At 55.8% G+C, this 14,995-nt stretch carries 16 protein-coding genes; 10 read left to right on the forward strand and 6 right to left on the reverse strand.

Annotation, left to right across the window (positions count from 1 at the left end):
* Positions 1 to 163: 163 nt before the first annotated feature.
* Positions 164 to 1,702 (forward strand): plasmid pRiA4b ORF-3 family protein, encoded by a 1,539-nt coding sequence (locus tag ABIE61_RS11885; RefSeq protein ID WP_354409740.1) that lies wholly within the window; start codon positions 164 to 166, stop codon positions 1,700 to 1,702.
* On the opposite strand, the gene ABIE61_RS11890 is transcribed toward ABIE61_RS11885, so the two are convergent.
* The 3 genes from ABIE61_RS11890 to ABIE61_RS11900 all read right to left on the reverse strand — a co-directional run bounded on the left by ABIE61_RS11890 (position 1,703) and on the right by ABIE61_RS11900 (position 5,418).
* Positions 1,703 to 1,993, reverse strand: coding sequence for a hypothetical protein (locus ABIE61_RS11890; RefSeq protein ID WP_354409741.1), 291 nt, complete (start codon positions 1,991 to 1,993; stop codon positions 1,703 to 1,705).
* A gap of 45 nt (positions 1,994 to 2,038) precedes the next feature.
* Entirely contained in the window at positions 2,039 to 3,289 is a 1,251-nt protein-coding gene (locus tag ABIE61_RS11895) for an MFS transporter (RefSeq protein ID WP_354409743.1), read from the reverse strand.
* 62 nt (positions 3,290 to 3,351) lie between these two features.
* Positions 3,352 to 5,418, reverse strand: coding sequence for a putative bifunctional diguanylate cyclase/phosphodiesterase (locus tag ABIE61_RS11900; RefSeq protein WP_354409746.1), 2,067 nt, complete (start codon positions 5,416 to 5,418; stop codon positions 3,352 to 3,354).
* A gap of 365 nt (positions 5,419 to 5,783) precedes the next feature.
* Between ABIE61_RS11900 and ABIE61_RS11905 the strand changes: the two genes are divergently transcribed.
* The 5 genes from ABIE61_RS11905 (at position 5,784) to ABIE61_RS11925 (ending at position 9,575) form a co-directional block, all read left to right on the forward strand.
* Positions 5,784 to 6,425 carry a TorF family putative porin gene (locus ABIE61_RS11905; RefSeq protein WP_354409748.1) on the forward strand — a complete coding sequence of 214 codons (642 nt, stop codon included), beginning with the start codon at positions 5,784 to 5,786 and terminating at the stop codon, positions 6,423 to 6,425.
* 142 nt (positions 6,426 to 6,567) lie between these two features.
* Complete coding sequence (locus ABIE61_RS11910) at positions 6,568 to 7,389, forward strand: symmetrical bis(5'-nucleosyl)-tetraphosphatase (protein WP_354409750.1); 822 nt, start codon at positions 6,568 to 6,570, stop codon at positions 7,387 to 7,389.
* Positions 7,390 to 7,392: 3 nt separating this feature from the next.
* Entirely contained in the window at positions 7,393 to 7,710 is a 318-nt protein-coding gene (glpE, locus tag ABIE61_RS11915) for a thiosulfate sulfurtransferase GlpE (protein ID WP_206839211.1), read from the forward strand.
* Entirely contained in the window at positions 7,710 to 8,831 is a 1,122-nt protein-coding gene (locus ABIE61_RS11920; RefSeq protein WP_502915056.1) for a tRNA nucleotidyltransferase/poly(A) polymerase-related protein, read from the forward strand. The genes glpE and ABIE61_RS11920 overlap by 1 nt, the downstream gene beginning before the upstream one ends.
* Before the next feature lie 6 nt (positions 8,832 to 8,837).
* Positions 8,838 to 9,575, forward strand: a complete 738-nt coding sequence (locus ABIE61_RS11925; RefSeq protein WP_354409754.1) for a pteridine reductase — start codon at positions 8,838 to 8,840, stop codon at positions 9,573 to 9,575.
* Here the strand turns inward: ABIE61_RS11925 and folK are convergent.
* Both folK and folB read right to left on the reverse strand, forming a co-directional pair.
* Entirely contained in the window at positions 9,561 to 10,085 is a 525-nt protein-coding gene (gene folK / locus ABIE61_RS11930; protein ID WP_354409757.1) for a 2-amino-4-hydroxy-6-hydroxymethyldihydropteridine diphosphokinase, read from the reverse strand. The two genes, ABIE61_RS11925 and folK, sit on opposite strands and share 15 nt — an antisense overlap.
* On the reverse strand, positions 10,085 to 10,441 hold the full coding sequence (folB, locus tag ABIE61_RS11935; RefSeq protein ID WP_091822198.1) for a dihydroneopterin aldolase: 357 nt from the start codon (positions 10,439 to 10,441) through the stop codon (positions 10,085 to 10,087). Before folB ends, folK begins: the two co-directional genes overlap by 1 nt.
* A 144-nt stretch (positions 10,442 to 10,585) precedes the next feature.
* On the opposite strand from folB, the gene plsY reads away from it, so the two are divergent.
* On the forward strand, positions 10,586 to 11,158 hold the full coding sequence (plsY, locus tag ABIE61_RS11940) for a glycerol-3-phosphate 1-O-acyltransferase PlsY (protein ID WP_354409761.1): 573 nt from the start codon (positions 10,586 to 10,588) through the stop codon (positions 11,156 to 11,158).
* Here plsY and tsaD read toward each other — a convergent pair.
* Positions 11,155 to 12,183, reverse strand: a complete 1,029-nt coding sequence (gene tsaD / locus ABIE61_RS11945; protein WP_354409764.1) for a tRNA (adenosine(37)-N6)-threonylcarbamoyltransferase complex transferase subunit TsaD — start codon at positions 12,181 to 12,183, stop codon at positions 11,155 to 11,157. The genes plsY and tsaD overlap by 4 nt on opposite strands.
* 182 nt (positions 12,184 to 12,365) lie before the next feature.
* On the opposite strand from tsaD, the gene rpsU reads away from it, so the two are divergent.
* From rpsU to dnaG, 3 genes are read left to right on the forward strand one after another with little or no spacing between them, the layout of a single operon-like run.
* Complete coding sequence (gene rpsU, locus ABIE61_RS11950; protein WP_091822206.1) at positions 12,366 to 12,581, forward strand: 30S ribosomal protein S21; 216 nt, start codon at positions 12,366 to 12,368, stop codon at positions 12,579 to 12,581.
* Positions 12,582 to 12,626: 45 nt separating this feature from the next.
* Complete coding sequence (locus ABIE61_RS11955; RefSeq protein ID WP_091822209.1) at positions 12,627 to 13,070, forward strand: GatB/YqeY domain-containing protein; 444 nt, start codon at positions 12,627 to 12,629, stop codon at positions 13,068 to 13,070.
* A gap of 37 nt (positions 13,071 to 13,107) precedes the next feature.
* A complete protein-coding gene (gene dnaG, locus ABIE61_RS11960; RefSeq protein WP_354409766.1) occupies positions 13,108 to 14,949 on the forward strand; it encodes a DNA primase in 1,842 nt (613 codons plus the stop codon).
* Positions 14,950 to 14,995: the final 46 nt, after the last annotated feature.

Consider the following 14,995-nt stretch of genomic DNA (forward strand, 5'->3'; position numbering starts at 1 on the left):
TGCCTTTTTTCGTTTTTCGCCTGATATTGGTTTGTGCCCATCCGATGCCTATCATGACCGGCCCGTAACACCTCCCTCAATACACCCTGAAGTTCCACTCTCTCGCTCTCACATTTCCACAACCGTCTGGTACGATAGTGTTTTTCACCAGTCGGATCTGCCAATGGCCACCCAGTCCAGCACACTCTATCAACTTCATATTGAACTGGAACATGTTCGGCCCGCCGTATGGCGCCGCCTTCTGCTGCCCGCCGAGATGAGACTGAGTGAGCTGCACCCCATTTTACAGGCCGCGATGGGCTGGCAGGATCTGCACTACTACTGCTTCGTCACGGCTGATCAGCGATTCTTCACTGATGAAGAAGTCATAAACCAGGGCTTTGATGAATGGCAGGACGATACAACGGCTCGTTTGCAGGATGTACTGACGACCACCAAATCGGAGCTGTTCTACGAATACGACTTTGGTGACGGCTGGCGACATCGTATTCGTCTGGAAAAATCACTGCCATTAATTGGCGCACAACCGAGCGAGGCAATCTGCCTGGCCGGTGAAAACGCCTGCCCACCCGAGTCCTGTGGTGGAGTACCCGGTTATGAGCGACTGGTCACCATCCTGAAAGACCCTCAGCATGATGAGTATGACGAGCTATGTGACTGGCTTGGCACTGACTCCTTTGATCCTGCTCACTTCGATAAAAAGTCTGTTAATGCCCGATTGGAGGCGATGCATCACTACAGCCCGTTGCTGGTTCACGATGAGCTCTTTGAGGCCTTCAAGTCCGTACAGCCTGAAATTGACCGGCTGTTACAGCAGGGTGAGTTTGAGTCCGACATGATCAGACAGGCATTTATTGATCAGTTTTTGCTTCACATCATGGAAGATGATGAACAACCGCTGGTTGAGCTGCCGATGTCGCCTCACCTGCTGCATCAATTACTCTATCACCCCTTTGAAGCTCCGGAAGTGCTGCAGTTTAACCCTACAGCGGCTACGCCTGAAAACTCGCCACTGTTGGCGCTGTTCAAGACTCTGGCCGAGTGCGCTGAAGAAAAGGGCATCAAACTGACCAAAAAAGGCAACCTGCCACTGGCGGTCGTGCGCAAAATGGTCGATGCAGTCGATCCCGCCATGTTGCACTACAATCGATTTATCTGGCAACGCGGCTATCGATCCGAAGAAGATGTGCCACCCGTGCATTACAGCCGCATCATCGCAATAGTGAGCGGCCTGTGCCGCATCGTCAAAGGTCAGTTAGTGCTTACACGAAAAGGCCAGACCATTCTGAAAAAGCAGGACTGGCCTGCTGCCTTCCACACCCTGATGCAGGGGCTGTTTACCCAATTCAACTGGGCCTATGTGGATAACTATCCGGCAATGCCATCAATCCGATTAACGGCGTTGGTTCTGCTTTACCGCCTGCACACACAGCAGCACAAGCTCAAAAGCGTAGATGCGGCCAACTATCTGAGGGAGCTTTTTCCGCATATGCTGGCTGAGCTCGAAGAAGAAGACTTCCGTATGTACCGCGAGCCCAGCGAGGTATTTGCTCATGTCGTGAAACATCGCCTGGTGACACTGCTTACGCTGGCGGGGTTGATAGCGTTTGATGAGGGTGAAAGAGCTGTTTTGCTGGAAGGAGATGACTCGTGCCTGAAGTTGAGTCAACTCGCAGAGGAGTATTTCGAATGGAAGAGTTAGTCACATCCCCAACCACTCCACAAGTCTCAAATTGGTTTTAAGGCGCAAACGTTGCTGCAACATCCCTTCGAATACAGCATCCAACGTACGATTCTCACCGAGCATAGGGAGCGCTGCCTCTGCCTCGGAATAAAACTGTTGTTCACGCTCGGTACCAATAATGGCATTACCCCACCAGTCGAGGACTCTTGGCCGAGCTTGCTTCAATAGAAAGTCGGCAGGAAACGTCTCGGATTTTACAGCATTGGCTTGCTGACAACGCCAACTTCGAATTTTGCGGACCTGTGCCATTCCTGTTTTTTATAGGCTTGATGCAGTGGAAGGCGGGGCTGTGCTCTACGACGATGCGTTTTTTTCATCCCTCCTGTCCACCGTAAACCCGTGTCCCAGCCCCACACGCCAGGACCAGACCAGAAACAGCAACAACAGGATGCCGGCTGAGAGGGCGAACGCGGTCGGAAATCCGTAAAGCTCAGCCAGAAAACCAACCATAACGGGTGCGGATGCCTGAGCAAGTCGGTTACCCATAAGTCGTGTAGCCAAACTGGGAGAACGCTGCTCACGGCTGACGCTTTCGGACAGAATCACCATCGACAGCGGTTGGGATATCCCGCCCGCGACACCGATCGCTATGGTCAGCAGGGCCAACAATACGACCTGGTCACCCACCATACCGGTAAGCATCAGCGCCCCCGTCACCACAACAACACCGATTTGAATCGAGCGGGTACGCCCGCCGAGCCAGTCGATCATACGCGACATCACCAATCGCACCAACATGGAGGTTAGCGCTCTGAGGCTTAGCAGTACACCGATTAGGCTCGCGCTGATGGCAAGCCCTTCAAGGTAGATCGGCATGAAGCCTGCATGTGCCCCCATGATAAACAGCGACACACTCGACATGATGATCGCCAGCTGTACGCCGTGGTTGGTTCTAAGCAAACGCCACTGGGCAACATAACTGGCATTGCCACGCTGACTTTTTCCACCATAACCGGCACTGGACGAGAAAAACAGTGCACTGACAAACGACAGCAGCGGAATGAAAGCGATGGTCGCAAAAGACAGGTGCAGCGAGTAGTGTTCAATCAGATAGCCCGCAAGCAGAGGCCCCAACAGCTGTCCGGCTGACATACACATTGTGTACCAGCCGAAACAGCGCTCAAGCACTCGCCCCTGTCCAAGCCCGGACACCAATGACTGGGCGGCAATAATAAGTACCATATTAGACATACCGGCAATAACCTGGTTGGCCAGCAGACCCGTCAAGGAGGGGAAGAACAGTGAACATAAAGGCCCCGCAGACATGCCCAAGGCCCCGGCCAGAATAATGTTTCTGGCACCCATACGGCCGACGAAACCACCGATTGGAATGGCCAGCACCAAAGGCAATACGTAGGGAGCTGCCACAATCAGACCGATCATGGCAGGGCTGACCTGCAGTTCCAACGCCATGAAAGGCACCGTCAGCAACAGCATGGTGTTGGCCAGCATGGCAAGTGACAGGGCAAGACTCACGACGACGAGATCACGGTAAGCTTCTGGGTAGGCTATCTCGTCTCTGGGCGTTTCAGGCGTATCCGACACGATGCAATGTCCAAAAAACTCTCGATTCTACACCAGCCTGCTTGCTGGTGAAGCATCGGGGCTCAGTTGCCAGCCGAGCAGCTTTCCCCATACAACCGCATGAATTCGCTCGCCGGCATGGGCCGATAAAACAGAAAACCCTGCCCGGTCTTGCATCCTATATCCTGCAGCAATCGGGCCTGTTCATCGGTTTCAATCCCCTCGGCTACCACTCCGAACTCCAGCTCAGAGAGCAGCTGAATTATGCCTTTAAGCAAGGTAGCCGCACGTGCATCGGTACACAGGTCCGCTACAAAACTGCGGTCGATTTTCACCACATCCAGAGGCAGGCGCCTCAGGTAGGTCAAGCTGGAATAGCCGGTCCCGAAGTCATCCAGCGCCAGGCTGAAGCCGGCAGCACGCAAACTGGCAAGCTGTCGCAACACATCGTCCGCCAGGTTGATAAATGCGGTCTCGGTCACTTCCAGTTCCAACTGTTGCGCTTCCAAACCATATAGTGCGATGGTGTGCAGACACCAATCAACCAGATCCGGCTCCTGCAGCTGCCGTGCCGACAGGTTGACACTCAGTCTTGGCAAGACGGGCAGCAGAGTCTGCCATTGCTGCAGCAAAGCACAGCTTTGACTGAACACCCAGCGGTCCAGCGCCACAATCAGACGGCTTTCTTCGGCTAGTGGAATAAACTCGCCCGGCGAGATCATTCCTTTTTCAGGATGTTGCCAACGCAACAGAACCTCTGCTCCCACCAGCGCACGGTCGATGATGTTAACCTTCGGCTGCAGGTAGAGTTCAAGCCCCAGACCGGTTTCATGCTGAATCGCCAGTCTCAGCTGTTGCTCCAGCATCAGCCGTTGACGTAATTCGTTACTCAGAGCCTCGTCGTAGAAACGATAACTGTCACGCCCGGCCTGCTTGGCCGCGATCAACGCTGTTTGGGCGCAGGCCAGCAGAGTATCGGCATCATCTCCATCTTTGGGAAAAACCGCCAGCCCTGCCGAAGGACTCAAGCGAATCGTCTCACCTTCAAGATATAACGGCACCTGCAACTGGCTGATACACTCATTGGCATAACGCGCCATTCCGGTCAGGTCATGGGTGTCATTGATGATAGCCACCAGCTCATCGCCGGTCAGACGAAAAAAACTGAGCCTGTCGCCCAAGTGTTGCTGCAGTCGTTCAGCCTGACGTTTGATCAGCTGGTCGCCGCCACGCATGCCAAAGCGATCATTGATCGGTGACAATTGACCAATATCGATGCACATCAAGGCAATCAAGGCTGAATTCGTAGAGGGTTTTCGGTTTCGTTTCAGCAGCTGGGCAAGCGTCTGCACCAATTTGTAGCGGTTACCCATCCCCGTGAGCGGATCAGTAAATGCAAGCTCCTCGATTTGCGCTTCTTTTGCACGCATTTCGGTAAGATCATGGAAGATGGAAACAAAATTGGTTACGACGCCGTTATCATTCTTCAGCGCACTGACCGACATCCACTGCAGATAGACTTCACCACTCTTGCGCCGGTTCCAGACCTCCCCCTGCCAACTGCCGTGGTGTCGCAGCGACGTGTTCATCGCATCATAGAAGGGCTGTTCGTGATGATTGGAGCGCAGCATTTTGGGTGTCTGCCCAATCACTTCTGATGCAGCATAACCGGTAATTTGGGTAAATGCCGGGTTAACCCGCTCGATCCGGGCGGCGGCATCCGTGACGATAATACCTTCAATAGTGCTATCCAGAATGCGTTCCGCCATTGCTTCCTGGGTTTGAAAGGCACGTTTCAAGCGCTGATCCTGGCCTATACCGGTCAGGCCGGTTACCTGACCATGCTCATCCAGATGAGGCAAAATGCGGAGGCTGACAGGCACTTCATGTCCCGCAAGGGTGCGGAAATTCACCACCCCGGCCCAGTAACCACATTCCAGTACCTGCGGAAAAATTTCGCGAGACAGCTGCTGCCAGGTACTTTCGGTATGAAAGTCGCTGACGTGCAGCGGCTGCACACTCAGGTCATGTTCCTGACCGATTCCCAGCAGCTCACGGCCGGAGCGGTTTATAAACTCGATCCGGTAATGCTTGTCGACACTGGCAATAAAATCGCCGGTCAGATCCAGAAACTGCTGTTGTCTATCCATCGCTCAATCCAGTTATGTCCCGTCAGGCACGGCCACGCAGCCAGCTAATCGATACACTGTCCCCATGGTAAAGAAGACACTACTTTAGTATCAAAAGCGAAGCAATAACCCTTTAGGTTGTGTCGAATTGTTCAAAATACATTTTTAACTGGATCACCTGCCCTCACGATTGCCAACGACTGCACACTCCTGGAGCTGAGTGCGTTTTATTGGTGCACAAATCAAGAGCACAACATTGTCATATCCATGTAACACATTGTAAATATTTGTATTTATCAACACTGGCACAGCTTTCGCTTTTACCGGATCAACAAGCGGCACTCAATGCCCGACTTGCTATTTCAAGAGACTGTAAGGGGAATATGATGAAAAAGCTGACCAAATCTCTGATCGCTGCCGGCCTGCTGACTGCATCCGCTGCCGCAAGCGCTGAACTGTCGGTCAACGTGGGCGCCATGAGTGACTACTGGTTCCGTGGCATTGATCAGACCTCCAACAACGCCAGCCTGATGGCTGGTGCTGACTATGACTTCGGTAATGGTTTCTACGTCGGCACCTGGGGTGCTCAGCTGGACGATGCTGAAATCGAATACGATCTGTACGGTGGCTACGCCGGTGAAATCGGCGACTTCACCTACGATGTAGGCTACGCTGGCTACTTCTACACTGTTGATGATGCATCCGATTACCATGAACTCATCCTGGGCGGCGGTTACAAATTTCTGAGTGCCCAGTTTGTCCTTGGCCGTGAAAATGTTGACGGCGCAGGTGATGACGCCGACTACACCTTCTTCAGCCTGACAGGTGAATACGAAGGCGCCTACCTGACCTATGGTGTATTCGGTGAAGACTATGACGGAGACTACGTTGAAGCCGGTTACGGTACAACTATTCAGGGCCTGGACATGAGCCTGGCATTCATCAAACAGTTGGACACTGAACTCGACGGCGATGGCGAGAAAGACTCCGAATTTGTCTTCACCATCAGCAAGACCTTCGATCTCTGATCAGACATCTCCTCTGCGTTACTGAACATACTAAGGTTGTCTTGGGGCCCTGCGGGGCCTCTTTTTTTCAACTGCCGTCGGGTTTCAGATCAGTACCCGCTTCCGTTATCATGCCCACCTGTATCACTGTTTTGGAGCCTAAATGGCGACCTACGCAATTGGTGATCTGCAGGGCTGTTATAACGAATTGATGCAGCTTCTTGAGCAGATCAACTTCAACGACCAGGATCAACTCTGGTTTACTGGCGACCTGGTCAACCGTGGCCCCGGTTCACTGCAATGCCTGCGCTTTGTCAAAAGTCTGGGAGATCGCGCTGTCTGTGTACTGGGCAACCACGACCTGCACCTGCTGGCCCTGCACAATGGCAACGGAAAGAAAGCAAACTCCACACTGGAACCGATTCTGACCGCACCCGACCGGGATGAGCTGATGCACTGGCTGCAGCATCGCCCCCTGCTGCATGATGACAAGTCGCTGGGCTACGTCATGACCCACGCCGGCATACCTCATATCTGGAGTCTGAAAACTGCCCGCAATCTGGCTGCCGAGCTTGAAGCTGTGCTCCAAAGCGACAGGGCCGAACGTTTTTTTGCCAATATGTACGGCAACCAGCCTGATCTTTGGCAGGACGACCTCAAGGGACCCGCGCGTTTGCGCTGTATCACCAATTATTTGACCCGAATGCGCTTCATCACGACCGAAGGGCGGCTGGAATTCAGTGCCAGCGGCCGCCCTGAAGAGGCGCCCAACGGTTTTCGCCCCTGGTTTGAACTGCCGCCGGCCAAACCACTCAAACGCATACAACTGTACGGCCACTGGGCTGCACTGGGGCATCATCGCAATGAGCGCAGCATCTCGCTCGATACCGGCTGCGTATGGGGTAACGCCCTAAGCGCACTGCGCCTGGATGATGGCCAGCTGTTCAGCCAACCCTGCACTGACCACCCAACACCCGGAGACTGACACGTGAGTGAGTACCGCTGTATCAACATCACCGAAGCCTGTGACCTGATCGACCAGGGTGCACAGGTAGTCGATATCCGCGATGAAACCAGCTTCAACGAGCTTCACATCCGCGATGCAACCAACCTCAGCAACCACAACCTGCCGGAGTACCTTGCACAGGCAGACTTTGACCAGCCCTTGATTGTCTGCTGCTACCACGGCATCAGCAGTCAGTCGGCAGCCGCCTATCTGGCACATCAAGGGTTTGAACAGGTCTGTAGCCTGGACGGTGGTTTTGAAGCCTGGCGCGCACAGTGCCCGGACCGTTGCAGCCGCTGATGCAGATCTATCTGGTCGGCGGCGCAGTCAGGGATCGACTGTTGGGGCTTGAGGTCAAGGACAGAGACTGGGTGGTGGTCGGTGCCACCCCTGACGAGATGCTGGGTCGGGGTTTTAAACCGGTCGGACGTGATTTTCCTGTGTTTTTGCATCCGGATACCGGTGAGGAATACGCTCTGGCCCGTACCGAACGCAAAAGCGGCAAGGGGTATACCGGCTTCCAGTTCCATACCAGCCCGGATGTTACACTCGAAGAAGACCTGCGCCGCCGCGACCTGACCGTCAACGCCATCGCGGAAGCGGAAGACGGCACGCTGCACGACCCCTGGCACGGTCAGGATGACATCAAGACGCGGATGCTGCGCCACGTTTCACCGGCCTTCAGTGAAGACCCGCTGCGAGTACTGCGAGTGGCGCGCTTCTATGCCCGCTTCGCCGATCTTGGCTTTCAGGTTGCTGACGAAACGCTGGCACTGATGCGCGAACTCAGCGCCGGGGATGAGCTTGCCCACCTGACGCCAGAGCGTGTCTGGCAAGAGACAGAGCGCGCGCTGGCCACTTCCAGTCCAGCGCATTACTTCGCCCTGCTGCAAAAAACGGGGGCGCTGGGCAGCCTCTTCCCCCAACTGGAAGGGCTGGACACAAATCGATTGGCTCAGTGTCTGTCTGGCATTGCCGATACCGACGCACGACCAGCCATGGCGCTGGCTCTGCTGCTGTATCAGACCACCGAGTCGATACTGCCAGAACAGGCCTGCGACATTATCGGCAATTTTTGCAGCCAGCACCGCGTACCCAATCGGATGCGCGACCTGGCATTGAAACTGCGCCAGGGTGTAAACGGTCTGTATCAGTTTGACCGGCTTGACGGCAACGCACGGCTACAGCTGCTGAAACAACTGGACCTGATCAGGCGCCCGGCTCTCATGCCTACGCTTCTACAGCTGGTCCGTCATGTCCACGTCATACCGGTAACGCGGGAAGCCGCTCTGCAGCGGCTGCTGATGCAGTTGTCTGAAGTGGATACCCGCACGCTGATTGAGCAGGGCTTCAGCGGCAAGGCTCTGGGAGAGGAGCTGGCCCGACAGCAGGCCGAAATCTGCGCCCGGTACAAGGAGTAAAATGCCATGAGCACACGTCCGCTGGCACTGGTCACCGGTGCCGCACTCAGGATCGGCGCTACCATCTGTGAACGTCTGCATGATGCAGGCTACGATCTGTTACTGCATTACCGCCATTCGGCCGAAGCTGCTACCGCACTGTCCGAACAGCTCAATCAACGCCGCGGCGACAGCTGTCGACTATTGCAGTGCGACCTGGCCAATCTCGATGAGCTGCAAGGAATGATCGACGTACTCGGCGCCGAGACCCGTTTGGATCTGCTGGTCAACAATGCCTCCAGCTTTTACCCCACCCCGGTGGATCAGGCGACCCAGCACGACTGGGATCAGCTGATCAACAGCAACCTCCGCGCACCCTTTTTCCTGAGCACTGCGCTGGCCCCGCAGCTGAAACACAACAGTGGCTGTATCATTAATCTGGTGGATATACATGCCGAGCGCGGCTTGAATGGTTACCCCATCTACTCCATCGCCAAGGCAGGCCTGAAGATGATGACTCATTCCATGGCAAAGGAGCTGGCCCCTGACGTGCGAGTCAACGGTATCGCTCCAGGGCCCATTCTGTGGCCTGAAGCTGAAGCGGCATTGAGTGAGGCGGCACGGGAGCAGGTACTCGCCAAAACACTGTTACGCCGCACCGGTTCACCCGAAGACATCGCTCAGGCCGTGCTCTACCTCGCTCAGGCCGGTTATGTTACCGGACAGGTATTGGCCGTGGACGGCGGGCGCTCACTCTACAGCTGAATCTGTCCGCGAAATGGCTCGCCCATGCCAGCTGAAATTGATCGGCCACAGCTTCTGCTCCCGATCATAGGCCTGCCAGAGTTCAGCATAGGGACGCTGGAGCACCGGGTGCAAGTCATCCGGTGCAATTTCGGCCAACGGCAGCAGCACAAAGGCGTTATTGAGAATTTCGTCACGCGGCAGCTGCACCCCGGCCACCGGCTCAGTCAATTTATCGTAGGTCAGGATATCAATATCGAGCGTACGGCCACTGAAGCGGGGACCACTGCGCTCGCGGCCATTATCATCTTCAATCCGTTTGAGGCTGGCCGAGAGCGCGGCCACATCCAGATCGGTTTCAATCCCGACCACCAGGTTATAGAAGTTATCGCCCTTGAAGCCTACCGCTTCACTTTCATACACCGACGAAATCTGCAAATGCCCAAACCGGCGGCTCAGTGCATCAAGCGCAGCGCGAATATAGTGCTCACGCTCGATGTTGCTGCCCAGACTGAGGTAAACCCGGTGCATCAGCCCCGCTCTCCTCGCTCGATGATCACCCCCACATCACGTGCACCACGTACGGCGCCAGGCTTGCTCAAGCGCAGCCGCAGCCAGGGTACGTTAAACTCTTCCTGCACAATCTGAGCGATCTCTTCGGCCATGGTCTCGACCAGCAGGAATTCACTCTGGCCAATAAACGCAATCAGCCGCTTGGCTACAGTCTTGTAGTTGAGAGTGCTGTCGATATCTTCAGTGGCGGCAGCTGCACGAATATCCGTCCCCATCTCCAGATCGAGACTCACGGTCTGGCGCACTTCACGCTCCCAGTCGTAAATACCGATAACGGTTTCAACCTGCAGTTCTCGAATGTAGACGATATCCATCTGTACTCCCGTCGGTACGGCGCATGCCAGAGTTGCATTGTAGCTGACACCCGCCTTGTATATGCTTGATTTGAGGCAGTTGTTAATTTACCACGCTGGCAGTCGCTCCGCGAAGGATCGATGCCGGCCCGTCTGGAATCCTGCATGTTTGAATTCTGGCTGCTGTTGTGCGCCTACCTGCTCGGCTCTTTTTCAAGTGCCGTGCTGGTCTGTCGTGCAATGGGGCTGCCAGACCCTCGTCTGAGTGGCTCCGGCAACCCCGGCGCCTCCAACGTGCTTCGGACCGGTGGCCGAGAAGCCGCCATCCTGACGCTGGCAGGCGATCTCGGCAAGGGCTCACTGGCCGTGCTGCTGGCCCTGCTGTCCGGTGCCTCGCTACAGCTGCAGGGCTGGTGTTTGCTGGCTGCGGTCTGCGGCCATCTGTTCCCGTTTTTCAGCAGCCTGCGCGGCGGCAAGGGTGTCGCCACTACGCTTGGCGCCATGCTGGTACTGCACTGGCCTCTGGCACTGATTCAGCTGGCATGCTGGGGGATCCTTTTTGGACTGAGCCGCATTTCGTCACTGGCATCCATCGCCACCGCCCTGCTGCCCCCCCTGCTCTGCCTGTTGCTGTTGCCCGAACTGATCTGGTCGATCAGTATCACCTGCCTGCTGTTGCTGCTGCGTCACAGCAGCAACCTCCGCAAACTGATAAGCGGTCGAGAACACCGCTTTTAAATCGCATCCAGCGTATCCAGTGGCCAACGCGGTCGGCACTGGATGGTCAGATCAGCCTGCTGTCCTGCCAACAGCCGCTGACAACCGGCATATGCAATCATCGCACCATTATCGGTACAGAATTCGGGACGAGCGTAAAACAGCTCTGCACGTTCCTTTTGCACCATGGCACCCAGTTTTTCACGCAGATGCCGATTGGCACTGACCCCACCGGCAATAACCAACTGTTTCAAACCCGTTTGCTGCAGGGCACGCTTGCACTTGATCGCCAACGTATCCACCACCGCATCCTCAAACGCACAGGCGATATCCGCCAATGTCTGCTGATCGATCCGCCCCTGCTCATCCCTTGCGGCGTTGGCCGTATTCAGGGTAAACGTCTTCAGTCCCGAAAAACTGAACTCCAGCCCGGGGCGATCGGTCATGGGCCGCGGAAAACGGTAGCGACTGCGATCACCCTGCTGCGCCAGTTTGGCGATCAAGGGGCCGCCCGGGTAATCAAGACCCAACATCTTGGCTGCCTTGTCGAACGCTTCACCGGCGGCGTCATCCAAGGACTCACCCAGCAGTTCGTAACGACCGATACCATCCACACGTACCAGCTGTGTGTGACCACCCGACACCAGCAGTGCCACAAAGGGGAACGCCGGCGGCTGCTCTTCCAGCATCGGCGCCAACAGATGGCCTTCCATATGATGCACCCCAATCGCAGGTACTCCCAGCCCAAGCGCCAGCGCACGGCCGGTTGAAGCGCCTACCATCAGCGCACCGATCAGCCCGGGACCAGAGGTGTAGGCTACGCCGTCAAGATCGGCCAGTGTCAAATCCGCTTTCGCCATCACTTCGCGGATCAGCGGCAGCAGTTTGCGCACATGGTCACGAGACGCCAGCTCAGGCACAACGCCACCATATTCGGCATGCATTTTGACCTGGCTGTACAGTGCATCCGACAGCAATCCCTGTTTGCTGTCGTACACCGCCACACCGGTTTCATCACAGGATGTCTCAATTCCCAGCACTCGCATAACAGCCTCTTCGACAACGCAGTTGCAATATAGACGGCATTATCCTTCAGATAGAGGCAAAATTCACGGGTCTTTGCTTTACACCACAGCCCGGGCTTAATAAAATATGCGGCCTTCTTGCCATGGATCCTGATCCGGGCGGGGAGAAAATCCAATTTCCTTACAGATTCAGGAGACTCTGAATGCCTCAGGTTAAAGTAAAAGACAACGAGCCGTTTGACGTTGCTCTGCGTCGTTTCAAGCGTTCTTGCGAAAAAGCCGGCATCCTGGCTGAAGTACGTCGTCGTGAATGCTATGAAAAGCCCACTTCCGTTCGCAAGCGTAAGGCTGCTGCTGCCGTTAAGCGTCACGCCAAGAAGCTGCAGCGCGAAACTTCACGTCGCGTACGTCTGTACTGATTTGACGTTTTAGCATCTGAACTCACTGCCACCGGAGCCTCTTGAATGTCTGATCTGAAAAGTACACTGACAGAACAGATGAAAGATGCCATGCGCGCAAAGGACAAGGTTCGCCTTGGTACGATCCGCATGATTCAGGCCGAGATACAGCGTGTCGAAGTCGATGAGCGTGTTGAGCTCAACGATGAACGCATTCTGGCCGTGATGGACAAGATGCAGAAGCAGAGAAAAGACTCCATTACCCAGTACCTGGCGGCTGAGCGCCCGGAGCTGGCAGAAAAGGAGCAGCAGGAGCTGGAGGTGATTAAAACTTTCCTGCCGCAGCCACTCAGTGATACTGAGATCGCTCAGATAATTGATGACGCCATCGCCGCATCAGGCGCAAGCTCGATGCAGGATATGGGCAAAGTGATGGCACTCGTCAAACCCCAGGTTCAAGGCCGCGCCGACATGGGCAGCATCTCCGGCCTGGTGAAGCAGAAACTCTAAGGTCCGCATACGCTGACCTGTCCGCAGCGGAGCGAACATGGCAGGTCGAATCCCCCAACACTTCATCGACGACCTCCTTGCACGCGTCAACATTGTTGACGTGATAGACGGCCGCGTAAAACTCAAGCGCGCCGGCAAGAATTACTCCGGCCTCTGTCCTTTCCACAAGGAAAAGAGCCCCTCCTTTTCGGTAAGCCCCGACAAACAGTTCTATTATTGTTTCGGCTGCGGCGCCGGCGGCAACGCGCTCGGCTTCCTGATGGAATATGATCGTCTCAACTTCCCCGAAGCCGTAGAAGAACTGGCCAAACTCGCCGGTGTCGACGTTCCCCGAGATGAAGGCCGACCTGCCGACCATCAGCGCGAGCAGGAGATCAAGCGCCAGTTTGAAGCACTGGAGCACTCCAACCGTTACTTTCAGGACATGCTGCGCAGCTCCTCCGAGCGCGAGCGCGCCATCGGCTACCTGAAGCAGCGAGGCCTCAGCGGCCAGATCGCCGCGGCGTTCGGCATCGGCTACGCTCCTCCGGGCTGGGACAATCTGTTGCAACACGTTGCTCACCTGGAGAATGCCGCCCCCCTGCTGGAGCAGTCCGGCATGGTCATCCACAACGAAGACAAGCAACGCTATTACGACCGTTTTCGTGACCGCATCATGTTTCCAATCCGGGATGTGCGCGGGCGTGTACTCGGCTTCGGCGGACGCGTTCTGGGCGACGACAAGCCAAAATACCTGAACTCGCCGGAAACACCGACCTTCCACAAGGGGCGTGAACTCTACGGCCTGTATGAAGCGCGCAAGCACAGCAATCAACTGGATCGCCTGCTGATTGTCGAGGGCTACATGGACGTGGTCAGCCTGGCTCAGCACGGCATCCACTGGTCCGTCGCCACACTGGGAACCGCCACCACGGCGCAACACCTAGAACGCCTGTTCAAGCTGGTCCCCGAGGTGATCTTCTGCTTCGACGGCGATGCAGCCGGGCGCCAGGCAGCCCAACGCGCATTGGGCGTTACACTGCCAGTGATTCGTGATGGCCAGGAAGCTCGCTTCCTGTTTCTGCCCGATGGCGAAGATCCCGACACCCTGGTTCGCCGCGAAGGCGAAACGGCTTTTTCCCAGCGAGTAAGCCAGGCCCTGCCGCTGAGTGAGTTCTTCTTCCGCCAACTGTCAGATGAAGCCGATTTGAGCAGCATGGATGGCCGCGCCCGTTTCAGCAACCAGGCTCTGCCGCTCATCCAGTCGATGCAGCCCAGCCTGTTGAAGCAAATGATGCTGGATCGCATCTGTGAAATCACCGGGCTGTCACTGGAACAGATCAGCAGCGTTATCGACCTGCACCAGGCAACCAGCACGCCAGCACCAATCAGTGCAGAGAAAGCCTCGCAGCCGGCTTCCACGCCCAACCCTTACCAGCAAATACGACCAGCACCTGTACGCAACAAACCAACCCAAAGCGAGCATCGCAATCTGGTCAATCAGGCCATCTCCATCCTGCTGCACCGACCGGATCTGGCTCGCTCTACAGCACCAGCGGCCGACTTTGTCAGCATTAGTGAAACCAACATCGGCGTACTGATCCGACTGCTGCATTATTTACAGCAGGAACCTGAAGGCTCTCTCGGCACACTGCTGGTAGACTGGCAGGACGACCCCGACCATCGCGCCGATCTGATGTTGCTGAATGAGATCTCACACCTGGACCCGGTGATGGGTGATGTGGACGCTGCACGCCTGCTGGAGGACACTCTCAACCGCCTGTTGGGCCGTCGTCATGAGACTTTGCTTGACCAGCTCTTGAAAAAATCGCGTCAGGCCCCATTAACCGATGATGAGAAACGCGAGCTGCAGCAGCTACTGCAAAGCCGCCAACCATGAAGGTTTTTTGCTTTTTTCTGCAAGCGTCTGATTTCTGGTCTATTCT

The organism is Marinobacterium sp. MBR-111 (assembly GCF_040547585.1).
Classification (GTDB): domain Bacteria; phylum Pseudomonadota; class Gammaproteobacteria; order Pseudomonadales; family Balneatricaceae; genus Marinobacterium; species Marinobacterium iners.

Excerpts from the sequence above, each read along its gene's own strand:
- ABIE61_RS11885 (WP_354409740.1), top strand. The coding sequence starts at position 164 with ATGGCCACCCAGTCCAGCACACTCTATCAACTTCATATTGAACTGGAA.
- ABIE61_RS11890 (WP_354409741.1), bottom strand. The coding sequence starts at position 1,993 with ATGGCACAGGTCCGCAAAATTCGAAGTTGGCGTTGTCAGCAAGCCAAT.
- ABIE61_RS11900 (WP_354409746.1), bottom strand. The coding sequence starts at position 5,418 with ATGGATAGACAACAGCAGTTTCTGGATCTGACCGGCGATTTTATTGCC.
- ABIE61_RS11905 (WP_354409748.1), top strand. The coding sequence starts at position 5,784 with ATGAAAAAGCTGACCAAATCTCTGATCGCTGCCGGCCTGCTGACTGCA.
- ABIE61_RS11910 (WP_354409750.1), top strand. The coding sequence starts at position 6,568 with ATGGCGACCTACGCAATTGGTGATCTGCAGGGCTGTTATAACGAATTG.
- ABIE61_RS11920 (WP_502915056.1), top strand. The coding sequence starts at position 7,710 with ATGCAGATCTATCTGGTCGGCGGCGCAGTCAGGGATCGACTGTTGGGG.
- ABIE61_RS11925 (WP_354409754.1), top strand. The coding sequence starts at position 8,838 with ATGAGCACACGTCCGCTGGCACTGGTCACCGGTGCCGCACTCAGGATC.
- folK (WP_354409757.1), bottom strand. The coding sequence starts at position 10,085 with ATGCACCGGGTTTACCTCAGTCTGGGCAGCAACATCGAGCGTGAGCAC.
- folB (WP_091822198.1), bottom strand. The coding sequence starts at position 10,441 with ATGGATATCGTCTACATTCGAGAACTGCAGGTTGAAACCGTTATCGGT.
- plsY (WP_354409761.1), top strand. The coding sequence starts at position 10,586 with ATGTTTGAATTCTGGCTGCTGTTGTGCGCCTACCTGCTCGGCTCTTTT.
- tsaD (WP_354409764.1), bottom strand. The coding sequence starts at position 12,183 with ATGCGAGTGCTGGGAATTGAGACATCCTGTGATGAAACCGGTGTGGCG.
- rpsU (WP_091822206.1), top strand. The coding sequence starts at position 12,366 with ATGCCTCAGGTTAAAGTAAAAGACAACGAGCCGTTTGACGTTGCTCTG.
- ABIE61_RS11955 (WP_091822209.1), top strand. The coding sequence starts at position 12,627 with ATGTCTGATCTGAAAAGTACACTGACAGAACAGATGAAAGATGCCATG.
- dnaG (WP_354409766.1), top strand. The coding sequence starts at position 13,108 with ATGGCAGGTCGAATCCCCCAACACTTCATCGACGACCTCCTTGCACGC.